The sequence below is a fragment of the Butyrivibrio sp. AE3009 genome, from assembly GCF_000420845.1.
Lineage (GTDB): Bacteria > Bacillota > Clostridia > Lachnospirales > Lachnospiraceae > Butyrivibrio.
The window spans coordinates 12,084-33,347 of record NZ_ATVS01000039.1; the positions used below are offsets into that span (position 1 = coordinate 12,084).

The 21,264-nt window shown below is 47.8% G+C and carries 16 protein-coding genes; 1 reads left to right on the forward strand and 15 read right to left on the reverse strand.

Going from position 1 to position 21,264, the window contains the following annotated elements; all coding sequences use genetic code 11:
* Window positions 1-147: 147 nt before the first annotated feature.
* Both G588_RS21795 and G588_RS0115340 read right to left on the reverse strand, forming a co-directional pair.
* Window positions 148-4,308, reverse strand: coding sequence for a transglutaminase domain-containing protein (locus G588_RS21795; RefSeq protein WP_022779594.1), 4,161 nt, complete (start codon window positions 4,306-4,308; stop codon window positions 148-150).
* Between the two features lie 64 nt (window positions 4,309-4,372).
* Window positions 4,373-5,854, reverse strand: coding sequence for a glycoside hydrolase family 5 protein (locus G588_RS0115340; RefSeq protein ID WP_022779595.1), 1,482 nt, complete (start codon window positions 5,852-5,854; stop codon window positions 4,373-4,375).
* A 476-nt stretch (window positions 5,855-6,330) separates the two neighbouring features.
* On the opposite strand from G588_RS0115340, the gene G588_RS0115345 reads away from it, so the two are divergent.
* Window positions 6,331-6,540, forward strand: coding sequence for a hypothetical protein (locus G588_RS0115345; RefSeq protein WP_035788705.1), 210 nt, complete (start codon window positions 6,331-6,333; stop codon window positions 6,538-6,540).
* Between the two features lie 121 nt (window positions 6,541-6,661).
* Here the strand turns inward: G588_RS0115345 and G588_RS0115350 are convergent, their stop codons facing one another.
* The 13 genes from G588_RS0115350 to G588_RS0115410 form a co-directional block, all read right to left on the reverse strand.
* Window positions 6,662-7,879 (reverse strand): glycoside hydrolase family 88 protein, encoded by a 1,218-nt coding sequence (locus G588_RS0115350; RefSeq protein ID WP_022779597.1) that lies wholly within the window; start codon window positions 7,877-7,879, stop codon window positions 6,662-6,664.
* Window positions 7,880-7,944: 65 nt separating this feature from the next.
* A complete protein-coding gene (locus G588_RS0115355; RefSeq protein ID WP_022779598.1) occupies window positions 7,945-9,471 on the reverse strand; it encodes a lipopolysaccharide biosynthesis protein in 1,527 nt (508 codons plus the stop codon).
* Complete coding sequence (locus tag G588_RS0115360) at window positions 9,472-10,404, reverse strand: alpha-1,2-fucosyltransferase (protein WP_022779599.1); 933 nt, start codon at window positions 10,402-10,404, stop codon at window positions 9,472-9,474. It abuts the gene before it with no gap.
* A gap of 11 nt (window positions 10,405-10,415) precedes the next feature.
* A complete protein-coding gene (locus G588_RS20590) occupies window positions 10,416-11,585 on the reverse strand; it encodes a polysaccharide pyruvyl transferase family protein (protein ID WP_022779600.1) in 1,170 nt (389 codons plus the stop codon).
* A gap of 2 nt (window positions 11,586-11,587) precedes the next feature.
* Window positions 11,588-12,574, reverse strand: a complete 987-nt coding sequence (locus tag G588_RS0115370) for a glycosyltransferase family 2 protein (protein WP_081644381.1) — start codon at window positions 12,572-12,574, stop codon at window positions 11,588-11,590.
* The gene (locus tag G588_RS0115375; RefSeq protein ID WP_022779602.1) at window positions 12,574-13,953 is read right to left on the reverse strand and encodes a DUF3329 domain-containing protein; all 1,380 of its coding nucleotides are present in this window, start codon (window positions 13,951-13,953) and stop codon (window positions 12,574-12,576) included. Before G588_RS0115375 ends, G588_RS0115370 begins: the two co-directional genes overlap by 1 nt.
* Window positions 13,954-13,987: 34 nt before the next feature.
* Window positions 13,988-15,181: a hypothetical protein gene (locus G588_RS0115380; protein ID WP_155830813.1), complete on the reverse strand. Its 1,194-nt coding sequence runs from the start codon at window positions 15,179-15,181 to the stop codon at window positions 13,988-13,990.
* Between the two features lie 3 nt (window positions 15,182-15,184).
* On the reverse strand, window positions 15,185-16,153 hold the full coding sequence (locus G588_RS0115385; RefSeq protein WP_022779604.1) for a hypothetical protein: 969 nt from the start codon (window positions 16,151-16,153) through the stop codon (window positions 15,185-15,187).
* A 24-nt stretch (window positions 16,154-16,177) separates the two neighbouring features.
* Window positions 16,178-17,245, reverse strand: coding sequence for a glycosyltransferase family 2 protein (locus G588_RS0115390; protein ID WP_022779605.1), 1,068 nt, complete (start codon window positions 17,243-17,245; stop codon window positions 16,178-16,180).
* A complete protein-coding gene (locus G588_RS20595; RefSeq protein ID WP_022779606.1) occupies window positions 17,242-18,006 on the reverse strand; it encodes a DUF5672 family protein in 765 nt (254 codons plus the stop codon). The genes G588_RS0115390 and G588_RS20595 overlap by 4 nt, the downstream gene beginning before the upstream one ends.
* A gap of 6 nt (window positions 18,007-18,012) precedes the next feature.
* Window positions 18,013-18,168, reverse strand: a complete 156-nt coding sequence (locus G588_RS22185; RefSeq protein ID WP_022779607.1) for a helix-turn-helix domain-containing protein — start codon at window positions 18,166-18,168, stop codon at window positions 18,013-18,015.
* 41 nt (window positions 18,169-18,209) lie between these two features.
* Window positions 18,210-19,193: a glycosyl transferase gene (locus G588_RS0115405; RefSeq protein ID WP_242830381.1), complete on the reverse strand. Its 984-nt coding sequence runs from the start codon at window positions 19,191-19,193 to the stop codon at window positions 18,210-18,212.
* Window positions 19,194-19,291: 98 nt separating this feature from the next.
* Window positions 19,292-21,100, reverse strand: a complete 1,809-nt coding sequence (locus tag G588_RS0115410; protein WP_022779609.1) for an ABC transporter ATP-binding protein — start codon at window positions 21,098-21,100, stop codon at window positions 19,292-19,294.
* Window positions 21,101-21,264 lie beyond the last annotated feature (164 nt).

Sequence of the window (21,264 nt, forward strand, 5' to 3'; positions counted from 1 at the left end):
ACCCCCTTCTTGTGATTTGTTGCTGACGGTTAATATTATATCACAATTTAGTTTATTAAAGTGCCTGTCACTTTCGCATAATAAAGTGCCTGTCACTTCAATATACTAAAGTGACAGGCACCAATATATCTTTTTTCGGAAATCGTACTAATTAACAGGCTTTGGCAGAATCTTGAAGGATATTGTCTTGGTCCCACCGTATGGATACACACCTTTTATTGTCACCTTAGCGGTACCCTTGACTGTATTGGCAACATAACTTCCTTCCACGATTTCAAAAGAGCTCTCGGTGAAATCAGCTTTGCCCTTGGCCTCGAATATGATGTCGCTCTTGCTAAGTACAACAGGCTTTCCGGTGTATTCTTTGTCGGCCACTTTAAAGGTGATGCCCTTTGCGATGTTCTTGTCGCTACTTATAATATGGTAATCCGCTGTGAGAACTGTTCCCTCGTAGGCCTTGGTTCCCGTGATTGTGGCAGTGATCTCCGTTCCTTCCACAAGGGATGCGGCATCTGTGGCTGCGATCTCGAGGCCTGTCTCCTTGTAGGTGTACTTGATGTCTTTAAGGTAATCTGTTCCCGCCACCAGTTTCTTACCATTACTGTCAAAAACAGTCACGGCACCCTTCCACTTACCTGCCTTGCTGCTGTAAACCACATCTCCCGCAAGTGCATAGGCGCCTTCATCAAGTCTATCCTGCAGCTTGGAAGGTACAATGCTAAAATATGCCTTCTTAGTTCCTGCATAGTTGCCTTTGCCGGTGATGGTCACTGTGGGAGCCTTCTTGTCCTCTCCCTTGTATTCATATATCTGATTGTTTCCTGAGTACTTGAGAGTGTAGTCTGTGCCTGCCTTCAGAGTTCTTTCATTAGAAACAACTGTTACCACAGGCGTACTTCCGCCCTTCACATAGCTCTCAAGTCCCACTGCATCACCGTTTGCAAAAGTAACATCTGCTACATCAAGCTTCGCTGCTGCGATGGTAAAAGTCTTCTTGGCTACACCCGTGTATTTGCCGCATCCTGTTATTATAACGCTTGCTTTTCCCTTGTTAACATTGGAAGCATATGAAATTGTATAATCCGTTCCTTCTACAAGGGATGCGGCATCTGTCTTCTTTAACTTGACTGCAACAGCAGGTTCGTGGGCTGCTCCGTTGTAGGTATGTACTGCTTCGTTTAAAGTAACGTCTGCTTTTGCAATGCTGACACCTGTTATCTTGAAGCCCCCCTTCTTAACTCCGGTAAAGCCGCCGATGCCGCTTACAATAACAGATGCTGTGCCAACTTCAATATTGTCAGACAGGATCAGCTTGTAGTCACGGCCCTCGGTAAGCGTTGTGTTTCCGCTCTTTACAGTAACTTCAGGTGTTATTGCACTTCCTGTATACTCATAGGACTTTCCGATTGTTACCTTGCACTTGGAGATATTGATCAGGTCTCCTCTTGCGATGGTCTGTATGAGAGTTCTTGTTCCGGTGTAGTTTCCACCTTCCTTTGCAGTTATGACAACTCGGTTCTGTCCTGCTTTTACATAGTCGCCGTCGTCGCTGTCGGGATAGCTGTAGTCGTAGTCCTTGCCTGCCTTAAGTGCTGTTTTACCATATTTCACGGCGGGCGTTGACTTCTGAACCTTGCCGTTTGCAGTAAGATAAAGGGCACTGCTGTTAACTGTCACATCGTTGTCCGCAAGGTTCTTGGGAAGGATTCTGAAAGGAGCTGCCGCTGTTCCCGCAAAGTTTCCCTTACCTGTAACCGTAGCCGTCGGCGCACTCTTTTCAGAGAAGCCTGCATCCGTGCTTGCAAGAGCATAGGCGTTCTTGTTGTTGGTATATTTAACTGTATAATCCTTGCCGGCAGTTAGCTTCACATCTCCGTAATAGACTATCACTGCGGGTTTGAGCGCTGCTCCTGTATACATCTGATCCGCAACAGGAAGGATTGTCATGGCTCCCTCCGGAGCTTCCTTGTATCCCGCATAGAGGACAAAGCTCTCGCCCAGCTCATATCTGGTGATTCTGGTGCTGTCGGAAACCTTGGTTCCGGTGCAGTCCTTACCTGTATACCAGCCAAGGAAAACATGTCCTTCATAAGTAGGAACCGGGAGCTCTCCAAGAGCTGCGCCATAAACTCCGGTAATAACTAAAGGATCACCCTCTGCTGCGCTTCCGCCCTGATAATCCAGGGTCACATTTGACGAAATAACGGATATCGCCTGTGAGGCTGTTTTGCCATCAGCTGTTACCGTAACGGTGGTATCACCTGCTTTTTTACCCGTCAAAGTCACATAGTCTCCGTTATCGGATACTGTGATTGCAGCAACTGTTGGATCTGAGATTTCCCAGCTATATCCGCCGATTACATCACCCTTCTTTGGTGAAACCACAGCAGATATGCGGATTTTCTCGCCTTCAAAGGCGCTGGTGCGCTCCGGCTCTAAGGTCACACCCGTTATAGGAGTAAAAGTTGTGACACGGCAGGTTGCAGTTTTGCTCATGCATTTTGCAGTAATAGTTGCAACTCCGGAGCCTGTTGCGGTCACCGTTGCAGTATTCATGCCGGTGGAAGTAACAGTCGCTACCGTTTCGTCAGAGCTGGTCCAGGTTACGGTCTTGTCATCACAGGTTTTTGTCGGATTATAGGATACTTCAAGGGTATCGGACTCGCCATTGGTAAGACTCATGGTGGCCTTGTCCAGGGTTATGGACTTAAGTACTGCTGTGTGATCCCAGTCCTCCACAAGGTAATACATGAAAGTGTCCCAGACATAAGCGGCAAAGTTCTTGGTTATGTAGTCGCTGGTATAGGCATTGGCGAACTGAACCACGTTGTTCTCATCTATCATTACCACAAAAGGAGAGTAATCAACTCCATAATAATCTCCAGCATCGTTGGAACCCTGGTTCCAACCGGCGAACTTGATCTCGGAACCAAGCCCGTTGTCTTTCATGTATTTTTTTACCGAATCAACGTCATTGTGAACATCTACGGCATAGACTTCAATCTTTTTACTCTTAAGTATCTTGTGGGACTCTAGGGACTTGAATAACTGCGCAGGAAATGCTGATTGGTTACTCTCGCCATAGTAGTATAAAACAATAATCTTAGGTGTCTTGGTTTCAGTATCCACCGTTGAAGTCATAACGCTGCCGTCAACGGAGTTAAAGATGAATTCCTTATTTGGCATGTTTAGTCCTGCAGTGGTCAGGCCCCAGTTGTACAGTGATATGGGATGTTTTTTCTTGTAGCTGTCAGTTCTGTAGTCCTTGTCCCTTGGGTGGTCCATGAACTGAACATCGTTCTCCAAAAATCTCCCCCAGGTGGTGTCGATGTTGTACCAGGGCCTCTCGGGGTCGGTGCCGCCCTCTACCTTGACGATGTTCCAGGCGTGGTTGATTTCCTTGCTGGTAATGTATTTGGCAGGGATTCCTGCTTCTCTGGCAAGGCGTAAAAATGCTGTTGAATAGCCCTGACATACAGCTACACCATTTACAAGAGCTGCATATGTTCCGTGAGCACCGTAGGCACCATCGTAGGGATTAGGATACTTAATGTTCTTCTGCATATAGTCATCGATCGCACATACCTTTTCATAATCGGAAAGTGCAGATGACGTCAGGTTAAGCTCAGCCTTGATCTCCTTAACCTTCTCGGTTACCGCTGCTTCCTCAGATGCTGCGTCGCCGTAGGCAGCCCACATGAACTTGATCTCTATGGTCCAGCCTGAGCTGTTGCCTGAGCCCGATGCGCTGTAGGCGATAAGATTACCCTTGATATAATCGCCGCCGGTGGGATCTGTCTCATTGGAATCCACCATGGCACCCTCTATCAGCGACTTGGCGTTGAAGCTGCTATCCGTGTATTTATAGGAAGAAGCTCTGCGCTTCATGACCTTCTTGATATCCTCAGCGCTGGCAAGAAATTCAGCTTCCTCTTCGGAGTCTTCATCAGTGCCCGCATAGAGGTCATATTCGTTTTCGAAATACTCTTTTACTTCCTCAACGGTATAAGTGCCTTCAAAACCAGGCGCCACATAGTATTCCGTAACCTCAGAAGGTCCCGCTTCAGACGGTCCCTCTTCAGAATGCGCCGTCAGTTCCTCATCCGCCGCCTCAATATCCTCCGGTGCTTCGGCATCTTCCGTTAGCTCGATATCTTCTGTAAGCTCGTCCTCTTTTGGCGCCTCTACCTCTTCCTCCAGCATGATTTCTTCTCCAAAACTTCCTGCCTCCTCCGCATGAGAAGTCATCGGACACATGGACACAGCCGTTATCACAGCCAACACTCCACTCAGTAACCTTTTACGCATCGCCCTCTCCTTTCAAATTGTGAACATTCTGTGATTGGGGTCTGACCCCAATTTTTTTTATTTTTTACCGGAACTTAAGGTAGCCAACGATTTCGCCGGAGGCGAAGGCTGCCTCATAGGCGGCCTTGGAAGTGGCCGTCTGGGCGGAATTGACGCCTATACGGATGTAGGCGCAGCCCGCCGGGATCTCCACGGTCTTCTCGGTAAAGCCGCCCCAGTCATTTACCTTGGACAGGAGCTTCCCCCCTGCATCAAACATGTATATATAATGAATCGCCTGAGTCGCCATAGACCCGCTGCGCACAAGCTGCACATAGAAATTGCTGCTCCCCTCGGCAACCGGGATATTGCCGGAGCCGTCGGTGGTGAGAAGAATCGTTCCCCAGCTCTTGTCCTCCTTGATGGCGCCCGTAGTCTGATCAAGAGTCTTGTACAGGTAATCCGAACCGTCAAAAACGATCTCAGAACCATTGGAAGTATACGCCACCGGATTCATGATCGCATTAATCATATCCTGATTGCAGGTCAGTGCCGTCCTATCCACAATGGCATAATTACTGCCGTTGTCCCAGTAAAAGCACTTGATACCGTGAGCCGCCGCCCTCGCCACGTAGTTGGCAGCGTGAATTCCTCTGTACTGCGCCGGCGCATATTTCGTCGTGGATCCCCACTCACCGATTATCACCTTGGCGCCAATCCTCTTGGAAAAACTCTCCAGTCCGGAAAAAATCCCCTCCACCGCCTGATCATACTGCTGCGAATAGCAATGCACCGTCACCAGAATTCTATCCTTAACCGAATCCTTCGGAAGAACAAATTTGTTCAGCGACTCTCCGCTGTTATGATCAAGGAGCGTCGGCACCATCAGCACCCTGTCCGCATTCTTGCCACCGGTGCTGCGAACCGTATCCACAAAAACCTGATTCAGCTCATTCATCTGCCTGGCCGCCTTCTCGCCGTACTGCCAGTACTTCACATGATTATCAACCTCGTTGTAGCTCTCAAAGATCAACTTGTGATCAGCGTCTGCAAAATAGCTCGCGATCTCCCTCCACAGCGACGCCGCATCGCTCTTAACCTGCGCCAGTTCTTCCTCGGACACCCCTGCATAGATCAGCTCCTTGTCATGATGCGTATCCATAAACACATAGAGATTGTCCGCAAGGCAATAGTCAATCACCTCCCTGACCCTCGCCAGCCACTCCTGCCTGATGTGCAACGTGCCCGTAGCATCCCTGTAGGTGTGGTTGTACCAGGTCACCGGCACCCTGATGGCGTTAAAACCAAGTGACGCCACATAATCTATCTGCGCCTTAGTCACCTTGGGCTGCCCCCAGATGGTCTCGTGATCAAGATTGGGCTCCCCTACCTTCATGCTCTTCTTGTGATGCGCATCCAGCGAATTCCCCAGATTCCACCCGGTCTTGATCGCCGCATGCACCGAAGAAGCCGTGACTTCCTCCGCCCTGACCTGTATCGGCCTTACCCCCGCAAGACTTCCCAATATAACTGCAACCGCAACAAGCGCTGATATTATTCTTCGCATAGAATCTCCTTTTTTCTGCATAACCCGACATATTAATTCGTGTCATAAAGTCAAAATGCTTAACATGCCAGCATGTACGCATTTATGACTTTTGGCACCTATATCATATTAATTATATGTAAAAAAAGTACATAGCAAACCAAAAAATGTACAAACTTCCTCCTCAGAATATCTTACCCGATTGTAATATACTCATAATATCGTATAATAGTATTAGCGATACTCGCAATATCGCTACAATTGACTATGCATAGGTCAATCTTTCACAACACATGAGAAGCCGGATGACTGTCCCGTCGTCCGGCTTCGCTTCTGTCCACATCCCCCATATTTCGATAACTTTCATTGGCAAAAAAGTGGAAATACAGTCCTGTAATTCTCGATATCAGATATTTTTGTATATCATCATTCCGCCTATAATCATTTCATCAGATAAAGAAATAGTTGTTTCTATACACAATAAGGAGGTGAGAGTTATGGAAATACTTTTCTTCATTCTTTTTTTCATAATCTTCGGAAAGCTCATAGATTTTGCTTTCAGAGCGTCCTGGAGTCTGATGAAGGCGATCTTTTTCATCATGTTCCTGCCCCTTATTCTGGTGGGAATGGTTCTGGGCGGAATGGTCTACATAGCACTCCCGATTCTAATAGTTATCGGGTTTGCAAGTTTATTCAAAACAGCATGAACCAAGCAGCATAGATACACAGCACAAACTAAACAAAAAAATAAAGCCAGAGGCTGACGTCCAGGTTGACCGGTCTCTGGCTTTTCTATGTATTCATGTTAATACAGATATCACTATCGCCTTACGCTTCCGCAGTCAGCGAAAGCAGCACCGCACCCTGCCCCCAGGGATACGTTCCATAGGTCTGATAGTGAACTCCGAAATCATCGCAGGAACTAAGAGCCTCCGTTACAATACCATTTGTAGAATTGGCATACATAGACTTCTGCGCTCTGAGAACAACTTCACGAATCGGAACAGAATCCTCAGAACCACTTCCTGTCGCAGCATCTCCCTCAGCATCATTTCCTTCCACAGCCGTATCTCCCAAAATCCCAGCCTGCAAGCCCCTCTCCAGCCCATAGGTGATCATTCCGGTCGCCGACATATCAATATGCCCCTCAACCGCCTGCAGCTGCCAGCTGAAACCACCGTCGCTACGCTGATACTCCGCCGCAAGTTCAGCCAGTTCTTTGTACCAGCCTATTATTTCCCCGCGGTCACCAACTCTGTCATACATAAGAGCTGCCGTCTCCGACAGTCCCATCATCAGCCAGCCAAAGGCCCTGCCCCAGCCAAGAAGACCCTTTTTCTCACATCGAAGTCCATCTCCTTCACCGGACCCTGCTTTCTCTTCCAACAGTTCATAGCCATGATAGTTAAGTCCTGACTTCTGATCCATTCCATATTTTCTGAAACTAAGAAGCTGCTTAGCCGCCTTGTCCAGATATCCTGCATTCTCAGGGCTCATCCCGGAATACACCGCATAGAACATGCTGACCTGCCCGATGCCGTCCACAAAAATATTCCTGCTCCTGCCTCCGTTATATAATATCGCACCCTCAGCATCCACCGGAGCCTTGTCCAGATATTCCGCAATCCTGTCCGCAGCCTTCTTGTACTGGTCATACCCTGTCATCTCATAGAGCCTGACAAAAGCCACTCCCGCCAGGGCATCATCCACATAGTCCAGCCTTCCGTCATACTTCTGAAGCCACAGCTGCGTATGTGCGTTAAGTGCATGGAGTATAGCATCACGAACCTGAATAAACTTCTCGTTCCCGCTTGCGGCCTCAGCCTTTCCTTCCACAGCCTTTTCTTCGCACCACTTTGCCGCCTGCACCAGCCCCAGCATCAGCATTCCCGCCGGCCAAAACAGCGGATCCTTGGTCCTCGTACTTCTCCCGATTGCCCTTTTCACCACATCCTTCGCCGCCTGCGCCGGCGTAACATTCATTATGTCATGCAGCTGCCTCGCCGCTTCATGTATTATTTTCTTAACCCTATCCTCTCTCGTCATCCCGACTCCCTTTCATTCACTAAAGTGACAGGCACTATGCCCCACTGAAGTGACAGGCACTTTATTTAACTAAAGTGAAGTCTCTCCTTCACCTTCCCCACGAGGTACTTGAACTCAGGGGTGCGTCCGTACAGCACAAAATAAGTTCCGTTAAAGATCACGGTGATGATAAGCGCCATCAGCACGATAGTGCCATAGTTCATGCTCCTGAGCACAAAAGTGCTCACATAATTGCACACTGCCAGCACCGCCACCATACTCGCCAGGTACTTCACTGTATCCACAAAATACTCCCCGGCGCTCCTGTCAAAGCACGCCTTATAAATGATCACCGGCTTGGTAATATTGGCGATAAGTCCCGAAACCACCGTGCCAATATACACCCCCGTGATTCCCAGCGGCGTCTGCACCAGCACAATAGAGATCACCAGATTCACAGCGCCCTGGATCAGCGCCAGATACTTGTCCTGCTCGAACACTCCCGCCGCCGTCTTGTAGTTGCTAAGGACAATCCTGTCCCCTTTAAAATAATAATCCGTCAAAAAACAGTACACCGCCGCCGGAGCCAGTATCCATCCATCTCCCAGCCACACCTTCACAAGGGGCGTCAATAGCACCATAAAGCCCACCGCCGAAAAGCCGTAGACCCACGAAGCAAAAAAGCGGTAAACCCTGAACATATCGTACTGCTTTTCCTTGGACTCCGTCGCAATAAGATTGCCAAATCCCGAAATAACCGAATTAAAGATGATATTAACGAAATTGGAAACCGTGCTGACCACCATGTTATAGTTGTCCACAACTCCCGCCATCGTAACTTCGATAAAAGAGGAAATGATCAGCGCATCGGTCTGAAGCCTCGCCACATCCCCCACCTTATGGAACACCAGCGCCCCGGTCTTACTCCATACGGTATCGCTCTCCTCCTTAGTCAGCGGATCAATATTCCGCTCCCTCAGGTACGGATAGAGCTTATCCAGATACCTCGACACAAATATCTTCTGTATCAGCTGCAGCACCGCATCAACAATCAGGAACAGATAGAAATTCCCCGTCGTCAGCACCACAATAATCTGGCAAAAAACCACTGCGATCTTAGTTATCGTATTGATATTCGTCTGAATGTAATTCTTTTGCTGCGCATTGACCAGGCTGTACTTATAGGCCACAAAATAGCTGCTGACCGTATTGAACAGGAAGATCAGGTAGTACAGCACCATGTCCCTCTTGGTTATGCACCCCGGTTTTTTCACCATGTACTCCAAAAAAGGCACCAGCGCAAGGCCCACACCCGCTACCACCATAGCGATCACATGATAGGCCTTCCTGTAGAGCTGCATGTAGGACTTGATCTTCTCCTTCTCACCCCTGGCCACCGGCCCGTAGAGCGAGAAATTAAGCGCCGTTCCGATTCCCAGCTCCGCCATATTAAGAATAGACAGCACATTGGTGTACAAACTGTTGATTCCCAGCAGCTCCTCATTCAGATGGTGGATAAAAATGGTACGCAAAATAAACGACATCAGCGCTGTCGCTATCTGTCCCACATATCCGAATGCTATATTCCTTGCCGCCTGCTTGGTTCTTCCCATTTATACTTCCCTGCCTGTCTCGTCGATCAGAATCCAGCCCTTCCAGTAATCATGCATGGTATCCGGATCCACCGGCTGATTGTTCCTCATCTTGTAGGTCCTTATCATGACCTTGTCCTGCCTCTGATTCAGCCTTGCTCCCCAGAAGCTGAAGGTTGAATTGGCGCAGATATTCCCCAGACAATGGTTCATGAGCCTCACGTCCTGAAGGCTGTCCTTTCCCGTATTCCAATCCACAATCGTATATTTGGACTCATCGGCAAAATGCTCCCTTGCGTACTCATGATCGCTGGTAAAAATATAGAAGTGCACCTTCTCGTATCTGTCCTCAAAATACTTCATCGCACTCTCATAATACTCATCCGTCGCAATATTCCCCAAAATCTTGAAATTCTCCGGATCAAGATAGTCACCACGCCTGATATGAACGCTGACGCTGTTCTCCTTCTCCATTTTGGAAATAAGCTCCAGATTCTTTTTCTCCAGCTCCGGATCCAAATGCTCGGGGAATTCAAAAAGATTGCACAGATCCCCCATTATATCGTCGTAGTACTTCTGGCATGCAAAATAGCCAATGATGTACTTATTATCAAGTTCAAAGATCTCCGGATGGAACATCCTGCTCTCTTCAAAGACATTGGGATTGGCATTGTCTCTGAGTCCCAGCTTCTTAAGCACCTTCCCCGACAGTTTCTGAGCAGCGTTCCTATCAAGAAAAGCAGCCCTCTCCTCCGGCTTACACTCAATATAGGGAAGCCCCTTGAAAAGAGCCAGCTCAAACTCTCTTTTGGCCAGCATATTCTTCTGAACCTCGCTGTCGAACCAGGACAGGTCCAGCCTCACCCCATCCGGGTGATATTTAAGGAGCTTTCTGTATAAGGCGTACTGCTGCATCTGATTGCCCAGACCGCCTGCTATCTGAATAATAAGCATCCTTCATCCCCTCACTTTTTATAGTTAACGTAAGCCTCAACCAGTGCCTGCGGATTGGACAGTTCCTGCACCGGAAGTACGTACCCGTCAATGGTTCCAAAGAGGTCCTTGGCAATTCCCCTACTCTTAACAGAATAACCGATGACCAGCGTCTTAACCCCGCTACTGTAAGCTGCGATAGTACTATGAGTCCTTGCTCCTACAAAAAAGTTGCAGGCAGCAATATAGCCCTTAAGCTCCTCCGCCGGTGCATCCTCCAGCATCACAACTCTTCCCGTATCTGCAAAAGCCTTGTACAGCTCCCCAAGGGGCTTCCTGTCATCGCTTCCTGCCCACACCACATGAGGCACCAGAGCAATATTATTATCCGTGTTATCCAATACATAACGGATGAGATTCTTGTAGCACTCCATGGTAATTCCCGGTTGCGACTCCCTCTCCTGCACCATGGGACTTAAGTTAATGCCCACCATCTTGCCCGGTATAAAGCCCTCGGGATACTTCTCCGGCGCCTGAGTCTCAAGCTCAAACGCAGGGTCCTTTCTAAGCACCAGCTTATCCGCAGATAACCCTGCCGACAATAGCGCATCATATGTTATGGACTCACGCGCAAATATCTTCTCAAATCCCATCAGATCCTGCAAAAGAGCCTTGTCCTTAAGTGAATCCGGCTCAATAGAACAGCCCCAGAGAATGGTCTCAAATCCCCTCTTGCGAAAAACATTGTCCGCCAGAATCAGATCCTGTACCATCTCCGGATAACAGTAGTTATCTCCTCCAATTGAGATTGCAAGAGGCTTAACCCCCTCCTGCTTATAAGCCTTGTACTCCTTGAAAGCAGGCGCAAACCTATATCTCTGGAAGGATTCCCTATCGCCCGTTATCTTGCGCCAGCCGTAGTACAGCACATGATTGATAAAATTCCTGTCGATATGCTTCTCCTCCACAATGACGCAGAGTCCCATATCCTCCAGATCCTTGAGGTAATACTTCCTGTCCTGTGCCTCACTGTTGGTCACAAGAATGACGGGATAAGCCGTGCAGGCTCCGGGAAATTCGCTTTCCTTCCTGAGCCTGTAGATAAGCCTTAAGGTACTGTCAGCAATTGCCTCGCACCCGTGATTGCCGCTTCCTGCGTGCATATACATGATAATTGGTCTGTTAAGATTAATATTTTCCAAGATCAGTTAACTCCCTTAAGTCTTCCGTAGAGCTTCATATACAGCTCCGGACTTATTCTGAACACCGCAACTTTAAGCTTGTGAGCCGCAGGCAGTGCCGCATAGGCTCCTCTCGTTTTAAGAGCATGTGTTATCTGCTCCTTAACCTGCGTAACGGCAAGCCCCGCAATATCCTTGTCCACCTTGCCCTGACCTGCCATTGCCAGTTTCTCTACCACCAGCATAGCAGTCATTATCTGACAGGTCGCCAGTGCCACCAGTGTATAGGGCGATATGAACTCCGCTGCCGGCAGTATCCTCTCTTCCGCCATCTTCCAGCAGGTTATCTGGTCCAGATAGCTCTCCTTGAAGGCCCTGTTCATGGCGCCTTCCGCATTATTCGTGTACACATAGTGCTCCATAGAAATACACCTGATATTTCTCTTCTTCTCCTGCGCCAGTGCAAAATCCAGCAAAAATATCAGATCCTCGCCAATAGTCAGCCCCTCAGGGAACCTCACCTTCCCCGAGTTCAGAGCCTCCAGGCTAAAGAGTTTGCCCCACACATGGGTATTGGCATTTAAGATTGAATTCTCTATATATCCGTATCCGCTTATCTTGGACGTACTTCTGTAGCTATCGGTCTCATCCACCAGGACCGTGCCCTCATCCGCATACTTAAGGCAGTTATCCAGAAACTCATCCTTAAGCTCATCATCCGAGTCAACGAACACCACGAATCTTCCTGTGGCCCGCTCAATTCCGATATTCCTTGCATGGGACACTCCGCAGTTCCCGGTATGCACCACCGTAAGCCCGTACTCCCCGGCCAGCTCATCGCAGAGCTCTCCGCTGCCATCGGTGGAGCCGTCATCCACAAGGATTATCTCCATCTCCCCGTCTTCCACATACTTTTGGTCTAAACAAGATAAGACACACCGCTTAAGTGTGCCTTTTGCCTGATAAACAGGGATTATTATGCTAAACAAAACTTCTTTTTTATCTCCCATCAGTACTCTGTCCAGTCCTCTCTCTCAACTCCCGAGACTGTGTCTAAGTGGAAGTGGCTTGCATAGAAGGTATTGATCCAGTAGTGGTAGTCCGCCTCAATATCCGATACATAGGCCATTGAGAACCTGTTATCCCACTCGGGGCGAAGCTTTGGCGCATACACGTCAACCTCGCCTGCATCAGCCATCTGCTGGAGGTATGCATCTCTTTCGTCGAACTCTCTCTTGATCCTGGCAAGATTGGCTCCGTCCTCAATATAGGTCAGCACCAGGAAAATAAGACCGCACATCACAAGTCCCGTATAGGCCGACTCCGACAGCTTCTTGATAACGCTCTCTCTGCTCTTACTAATAAGCAGTTCCATAGTCGTCACAACCGCCTGGCAAACTCCCGTCATCAGGAAGATGCTTGCTCCGTAGTAGGACCTGAGCTCTGATGAAGGCACCATGATAAGCGCATAACAGGTAGCTACAAACAACACGCCGAACATGATGATGCTCTTACTCTTTTCCCAAAATTCCTTGACATCCTCGGATAAATAGAAAATAACCACCAGCCCCAGGATCAGCGCGATCACAAGCACCAGATAATTGTTTTTGATATTGAGTGTTATCTTAAGGAATCTTGCCGCCAGAGCCATCAGCCCAGTGTGCTCCTCCTCAAGAATGTCCAGCCTTCCGTAGTTACCGGGTGATAAAAGGAGCATTACGAATCCCGCCACAGTTCCCACGAATCCGCTGACCATAGGCGCCGTAAGGAAGGACAGGCTCTTTTTCTCATGAAAATACATATAGCCCACAAGGATCAGTTCAAAAAGGATAAGCCCGCCGGAGGTGTTCTCATTGCACCAGCCCGCCAGAACTCCCAGTACAAACATCCCTATAGTCCAGGGAATATTACTGCCCGGTTTCTTCCTGTACAGGGTCAGATATCCCATTATTATCGTTGTTGTGAACAGATAGTTGCAGGCTCCCGACTCCCAGAACACCGTGTTGCTGATGGCGGGATCAAGCAGCCAGAACATGAGGATTATCAGGGCAAAGAGCCTTACATCGCTCTCTTTTTTGCCCGATACATTGGAATAAACAAGAAGGGCCAGTCCGGTAAAAGCTGCAGCTGCGCCCACATTAAACACTGCCTTGGCACCGGTAAAGAGAAAAACTCTCAGCATGAAATGAGCAACGCTCCTACCGGTATGATCGATGTAATGAGCATATTCCTGAGAAAACAGATCAAAGAAGTTCCCCGCTCCCGCCACCGCATCTCCGTACACTATATCGTCGGACATGTAGGGCGTCAGAAACTCATAGATCATTACCCCCATGAAGGTCACAAATATCAATATGTAAAAAAGCGTCTTTCTGACATTCTGTGTCATATTATTCCCCGTTCTTTACTAAGCAAATACTTACTTATTGCGGCTGCTGTGTAGCCTTAAGCTGCCCACGGACAAGCTGCCACATATACACTCCCAGCACCGGGAGCATGAAATTTCTTCCGATGTAAACCGAAACAAAGGTTGCCTCGATCACCGTATACACCGACATTGACACCAGCACAACCACGGTCTGCATATCCCTCTTTTTGTAGCAGACATACAGCATCATGGCTATCAGCAGGCATATAAGCACCGTCGGTATTATTCCGTACCAGTAAAAGAGTCTTACCCAGCCCATATCGAAATACTCTTCGCTGAGTCTGTCCGAAAAAAGCTTCCAGGTCTCAAGGGAACCGGCATGTCTTGTGCTTCCTCTGTACAGATCCTGAATCCTGTTATTGAGAATTACGTCCAACTTGTTGATTCTGAGCTCTCTCTTGGTGTCCATATGAAATCTTGGAAGTTCACTGACACTTGCTGCCCACCATGAGAACACAACGCAGGCGATAGGAGTGATCAGCCCGGCCATAACATATGTTATCCACCATTTCCTTATAGGCTCTGCAAATCTCACGATCACTGCCATCAAAAGAGTAAACATTCCAATCGCAAGGCTGGTTCTTGATACAGTCACATAATACAGCACCACATTCACGGCAAAGAGCGCAATGAACTGCCACAGCCCCGCTTTTTTGCCATATATCCATATCCACAAAAGGATCAGTGCATAGGCACAGCCATACAGAGTATTGGGATGGCCAAAGCCAAATACGTACCTGAGCTCCTGCGCATTATCTCTTCCGTAGTCAGCAACCATACTGACATTACCCAGAATTCCAAACACCGCCAGCAGCACTATCACGGTAAATCCCGCCATGCATACGTAGAAGGTATATTTCATCGCCCTCTCAAGATCGATGTCGCAGGCTGCCATGGCAAAGGTCGCAAATCTCAGCAGCTCATTGCGGCCGGTGATCCTGTAGCAGATAAATGTGAACACCCACACTGCCAGAATGATCGCCCATTCCTTGAGGTTATGCTTCTTAAGCAGCACCGCAGCGAAGGTGAGCAGGAAAGTTATCCTGAATATATGACTCTCCATGGAGAAGACCAGCTCACTTTTCTCCGCTATCATCTCCACCAGCTCCACCAAAAGGGCCAGGTCAAAGAAGAATCTGGCAATCTTGGTTCTGTTAGTTTCCGTGAAATATCTCATCAAAACGTCCATAGGCTATTTCGCAACTTTTCCCCGTCTTATTGTTCTAAGTATCTTATGATATGCCTTCCTAAGAAACCTCCCCACTGTGATATCCAGCTTGTGTGTAAATCTGGAAAAAGCAGTAATAGGCGGCATTATAAGATAGCTCAGCTCATCCTTGTTCTCCCTGATATATTCAGGGTAGGACTCATCTATCTCCACCCTCTCAAATCTGGCGTCCCTTCCGAAGATGTCCTGTCCAAGGATAAGTCTGTCCATGGTCTCCGCCAGTATCTCTCTGTCGTTGTATTCCTGATGGGCTGCTGCCTTGACCTTGACTCCGATTCGCTCCACCGGATTGGTCTCATGATCTCCTCCCATGTAACCGAAGTGCCAGCCTCCGTCCGCAACTCTGACGGACCTCTTGTCGCACACCGACACCAGATCGCGAAGTCTTACGATCCCCTCCTTAGGAATGTTCTGAAGGGATGTGACCTTGGTTCCAAGCCACTTCCTGTCCTCTTCCTTGATCTTAGGAAAATCGCCCGTTATTGAAAGGAGCTTGCCCGACTTCTCCTCCATATTGAGGAATGCGTAGAAGTTACGCTGCGCCAGGTGATAGACCTTGGTCGCATCGAAGTTATCGATAATCTCCTTAAGTACCCTGGGATTTGGGATCTCATCACAATCACCGAATATAATAACATCCGACTGCGTAGCTCCCGCTGCCCTAAGGCCCTTCAGCAGATAGTTCTTCTGGAAGTAGTCCCTCTCATGGGTCTTGGCGACCTTGGGAGTATCCGTCACCACCACGTACTCTATCTTGTGAAGGAACTCCCTGAAGAGGTGCTTGTTCTTCTCAAAACACAGCTCCTTATCCTCTCCGGAGAAGGTCATGGTGGACTCCTCAATGATGAACTTATCAACGTAAGGATCCAGTATCCTGAGCCTCATCTTAAGTATGTCTATTTCGTTAAAAAAAGGTATGCAATCGTAAACCATAGTTACCTGCTCTTATTCATAAATTCATTTCTTTCTCCTGATCAGACCCTTGATGGTCTGTCTGAAGCGGAAGCTCCTGCCTGAAGCAAGAAGTTCCTTCATTGGCTTATCCGCCATCATCAGCTTGTGGACAAAAACGCTCTCCTCCGGAGCCCAGTCAGGGAGCTTGCCCGCAGCATAGGTCCTGTAGAAAGGATCCTCCAAAATAGCGGCCAGGTCTCTTTTCTTGTCACCGCCGGGAATCCCGGAATATATCAGCTTGGCCACACTAATGCAGCAGGTGAGAGTCTTCCTCTCATCTATAAGCCCCAGGTAAGTATCACCGGACCATTTGGCTGCATACTCATCGAAAGCGCTCCAGGCCTTGACCTGATTCTCCAGCGCATCGCGATGATATCCCCCTGTAAGTCCGCTGTTATTCTCTCTGTAATAATACAGGATACTGTCAAGATATGCGATGGAACCTGCCTTATCCAGTATCTCTGCGGTCTGAAGCAGGTCTTCGCCGTGGTTAAAAGACTTTTCCTCGTGGGAACCGCTCTCCTCTTCCAGTATCCTTGCTGCCAGCCCCGATGAAATCGCCTTGTTCCACAGGGCATTCAGGGAATCGTTTAACTGCATCAGCTTGTAAAAGGCCGTCTTATCGGAGTAGAGCTTGTTCTCTTCAAATTCGAAGCCAAACATCCGCTTATCCCTATTGTCATCCGTAGCTGCGTTGTACAATATGACATCCGGTCTTTTCCCTCTCTCGTTAAAAAAGAGAATGTAGCGGGTAAGCTCATCTATCAGCTTGTCAGACACCATGTCGTCCACATCTGCAAAAACAAGGTAATCGCCGCTCGCTGCTCTCATGCCCTCCCTGCGGGCTCTGTAGGCACCGATAGGACCAAAGTGAAGCGCTCTTACACACTCATATTCCTCAGCATATCTGTCGCAGATAGCGGGCGTAACATCCTCGGAGCCGTTCTCCACCAGGATGACCTCGAGGTTATCTTCCTCTTCGTCCACCTGACACAGAACAGAGCCCATCAGATCGTCTATGTATTTCTCACCGTTGTGAACGGGCACAATCACCGTAAACTTCACACTCATGTAATACCGTGCTCCTCTTTCCACTTTCTGGTCTTTCTCCAGAAAAGAAGGGGTCTGATCATCCTCTTAAGGCGTTTCTTCGGGCTGTAGAATCTGGGATAGCCCTCATTTTCTCCCCACCACTTGTGGAAGATAAAGGGTTCCACGCCCTTATTCTCCGGCAGGGGATGCTCTCTTCCGAACTGAACCGCCAGCTCGAAGGGCGCCCACCTAAGGCCTTCCTCCTCCATGCGGTTCTTGGAATGACAGCAGATAAAAATATCCTCGTTGTAGAAGCCGTCATAGACCTTGACCCAGGGCAGGTCGTACTTTTTCGGAAACTCCATAAGCCTCTTGGACCTGATGGATACTGAGTTGCCGACGCGGCAGATATTGCCATTGCTGTCCCTGTAAGCATAATCATTCCGGGGAAGCGGCCAGGGAGATCCGATATAGTCGTACTCAAGGAACTCATCTCTCCAGTTCTCCGGATGTATAACGAAGCCGTCCGCATGAACTATCAGGGCAAAATCGGTATTAATATGATCCCCCAGTTCGTAGGTCATCTTGTAATTAAATTTGTCAATATTATCAAGCTTGTCCGTATGTGAATATCTGATATTCTTAGGCAAGTACCAGGGCTTCTTATGAGTTATCAGCACTGCGTCTCCAAACTCAATGCCCCGCATACTGTACTTCATGGCCTTAACCGTCTCATATATATCAACACTGGTCATGGCCACCAGAGTCACATTCGGAAGTTGTATCTTCTTTTTATCCATATATTCCTATTTAAACAAATACTTATATTTCCTCATCTGCTGTAAAAGAGTTACCGGCCCCGTTATTTCCTTATCTCCCATTTCCCACCTCTCTACCGTAGGTTTGGAAACACCGATGAATTCAGCGAATTCCTTCTGTGTCATGGAGAGCCTGGCTCGCATATCTTTGATGGCTGCGGGAGTTATTGATTTAGGTGTAATTGTCAGCCGGCATAAGTCTTAATAATCCCTGTTCTTCTCTGAAGGCTGCGCCAGATCTTTTTCCCATAGAACACACCGTAGATAAGCTTCCTTCTGATATGCTGGAAGAAAGTTCTCACCTTGCCCGGGCGTACATTTCGTCTTGCATACAGCGCCGAACGCTTCTTGTACTCCTCAAGCTCCTTCCTGCACTCCTCTGCTGAGAAGAGTCTGCCTTTTTTGTCCTGGTAAGTCAGGAAGGTATATATATTCTGCTCCGAAGACCAGAAACCGTCCGAAATGTTGTGTCTTGCCCAGTACTTGGGAGCAATGGCATATTTAAGCTCCGTGCTGGACATAACCGGCATCAGTGAAAAAGAGGAATTGGACAAGATAAGATATCTTGCGTTCTTGATGGTCACATAATCCTTGCCCATGTCGAAGTGATGACATTCATACTCCGGAAGAACCTTTTTGGCTGCCTCCTCATCCTCGGTGATGATCATGAATCTCATATTGGGATTGATCTTCTTCATGTTCCCTATGGCATTCAGCCAATAGCGCCTGTCAAGAAACAGCTCCGGACAGCTCGTATACTCGCCGCCGCGCATATTGATAATGCAGAGGTCATCTGCTGTGTACTCGTAGGATTCTGCCTCTTCCCTTACATGGAGCCATTCACGGATCTTGTCCCTGTACTTCTCAAAATAGGACTGATCCTGCATATTGCCGTATACAATGGTGTTATCCTCAACTCCCATGAGCTGTGGATCTGCGCCGCTGATGTAACAGCCGTTGGTCATATCATGAACTGAGTTACCCATAAACAGCCTGTCATCCTGCTCATGATATATCTTGAACTTCTCCATATCCTCCCTGGGAATCTCAGTGCCCATGTCGATATCCATGAAGTACATTCCCTTGTTGGAATGAAAAACATTGCCTATCTGCTCGGGATTCACAAATCCAAAGGGCACGCCCTTTTCCTCAGCGATACATCTGGTCACTATATAGAAAAAGAGTTGGTTCCCAAGCCCATATCCTTTAATTAATTCGGTTCCTATCATATTTGCACCAATAAATCTAATACTGATCGGTTGATCTTTTATTGTATAATCGTTCTGCCCTCTAATGAAGTCTCAAATACCTTCTCATCCTTAACTTCATAGATGATATCGCAGTCTGCGATGGTATTAAGTCTGTGGGCAATGATAACCATTGTCTTCTTGCCGTGGAAGCCGTTGATTGCCTCCATAACTGCTGCCTCTGTCTCGTTATCAAGAGCAGATGTAGCCTCGTCAAATACAAGAATCTCAGGATTGTGATACAGAGCTCTTGCGATACCGATACGCTGTCTCTGTCCACCGGAGAGCCTTACACCTCTGTCACCGATTGTTGTATCAAGTCCTTCAGGCAGTGTCCTGATAAAGTCAGCAAGCTGTGCCTCTTCGCATACTTCCCAGATTCTCTTATCATCAATCTCCTTAGCATCAATACCAAAGGCGATATTGTCCCTGATCGACTCATCCACCAGATAAATAGACTGAGGAATGTATCCGATCTGTGCAAGCCATGACTCATAGTTACTGAAAATATTGCTGCCGTCGCACAGGATCTCGCCGCTCTTAACATGCAACAGTCCAAGGAGAATATCTACTACAGTGGACTTACCTGCGCCGGAAGGACCCATGATACCAACGGATTTGCCCTTAGGCACCACCATATTGGCATCGGTAAAAATGTTCGTATCCGCATCGGGATATGCAAAAGTAATATTCTTAAGCTCGATCTTATCCTTAAGATGAAGCTCCGGACCTGCAATCGCAGCTCTCTCAGCTCTCATAGCCTTGTCAGTCTTCATAGACTCGGTCAGATTCTCATATACGAAATCAAGACTGTACTGCTCATAAGCAATCTCTGTAATATAGGTATTTATACGGTTTGCGGAAGGCATGATACGAACCGCCGCAACACCAAAAGCTGTCAACTGAGGGATAAGCAGAGATACGTCTCCGCCCCTTACAATATAAACCAGGATAAACATAAGCACAGTGACCATAAACACGGTCTCGATCATAAGCCTTGGAACAGAATTAAGAACCGCATAGTCCCTTGCAATATTTGCTCCTGTCTTACCTGATTCATAGTAGTTCCTGATAAAGAAATCCTGCCTGTTAAGTACCTTAACATCCTTAAGACCATAGATAGCCTGAATTCTCCACTTAGCTATCCTTGACTGGGTCTCCTGATTCTTTCTTCCGATGTTATTGAGCCTTGGCTTAAGTATCTTGGTACTGATAAAGGTCATTACCAGAAGTACAAACACCATAAGCACCGTCATCTGCCAGTTAACAAACAGCAGCACGATTCCCAGACAGGTCGACACCACCAGCTCTGTGGATAAGGACAGCATAGCAAGAACCAGTGAAAAGACTCTTGGAATATCCGAATCCGTTATTCTGAAAACAGTGGGTATATCAGCTCCAAGATAGTCCTCGTAGGGCCTGTTCAGAAACTCTCTCATTACCCTGCTGATCATGTCATTACGTGCTCTTGCAACAAACGTATTCTGCCTGTGAATAAGGAAAAGAAGATATGCATTCTTAACCACAAACATAACCATCAACAGAACCAGCAGCGCTATTGCAATCTTCACATCATCATACAGCCCGAAGAAATTCACTACCCACTGCAATTTCTCGCTCTTATCGATTGCCTTATGGAGCGACTCCGGGTCAATTATAGTCGACACCACCGGCAGCATCATCGATACACTAAGCGTCTCAAATACACCGCCGATCAGAATCAGAATTCCCAGTATAACAAGCTGCCCCTTCTGCTTCTTGTCGAATATATAGTTAATCTTAGAAAAAAGGCTGACCTCGCCAGCCTTCTTATTTGTCTCACTACTCATATAATTCCTCTACTGTATGAATGATATACGGAATCCGCACTACCACCTTGAATGTCCAAAATCGATTCGTCCCGGTAGGAGTGAGGGCTGTGGAGTGGCGGTGTGCTGTGCACATTTCTAAAGCGATTGTCAAACCATGGAGATCAGACCTGGTAATCTTCAAG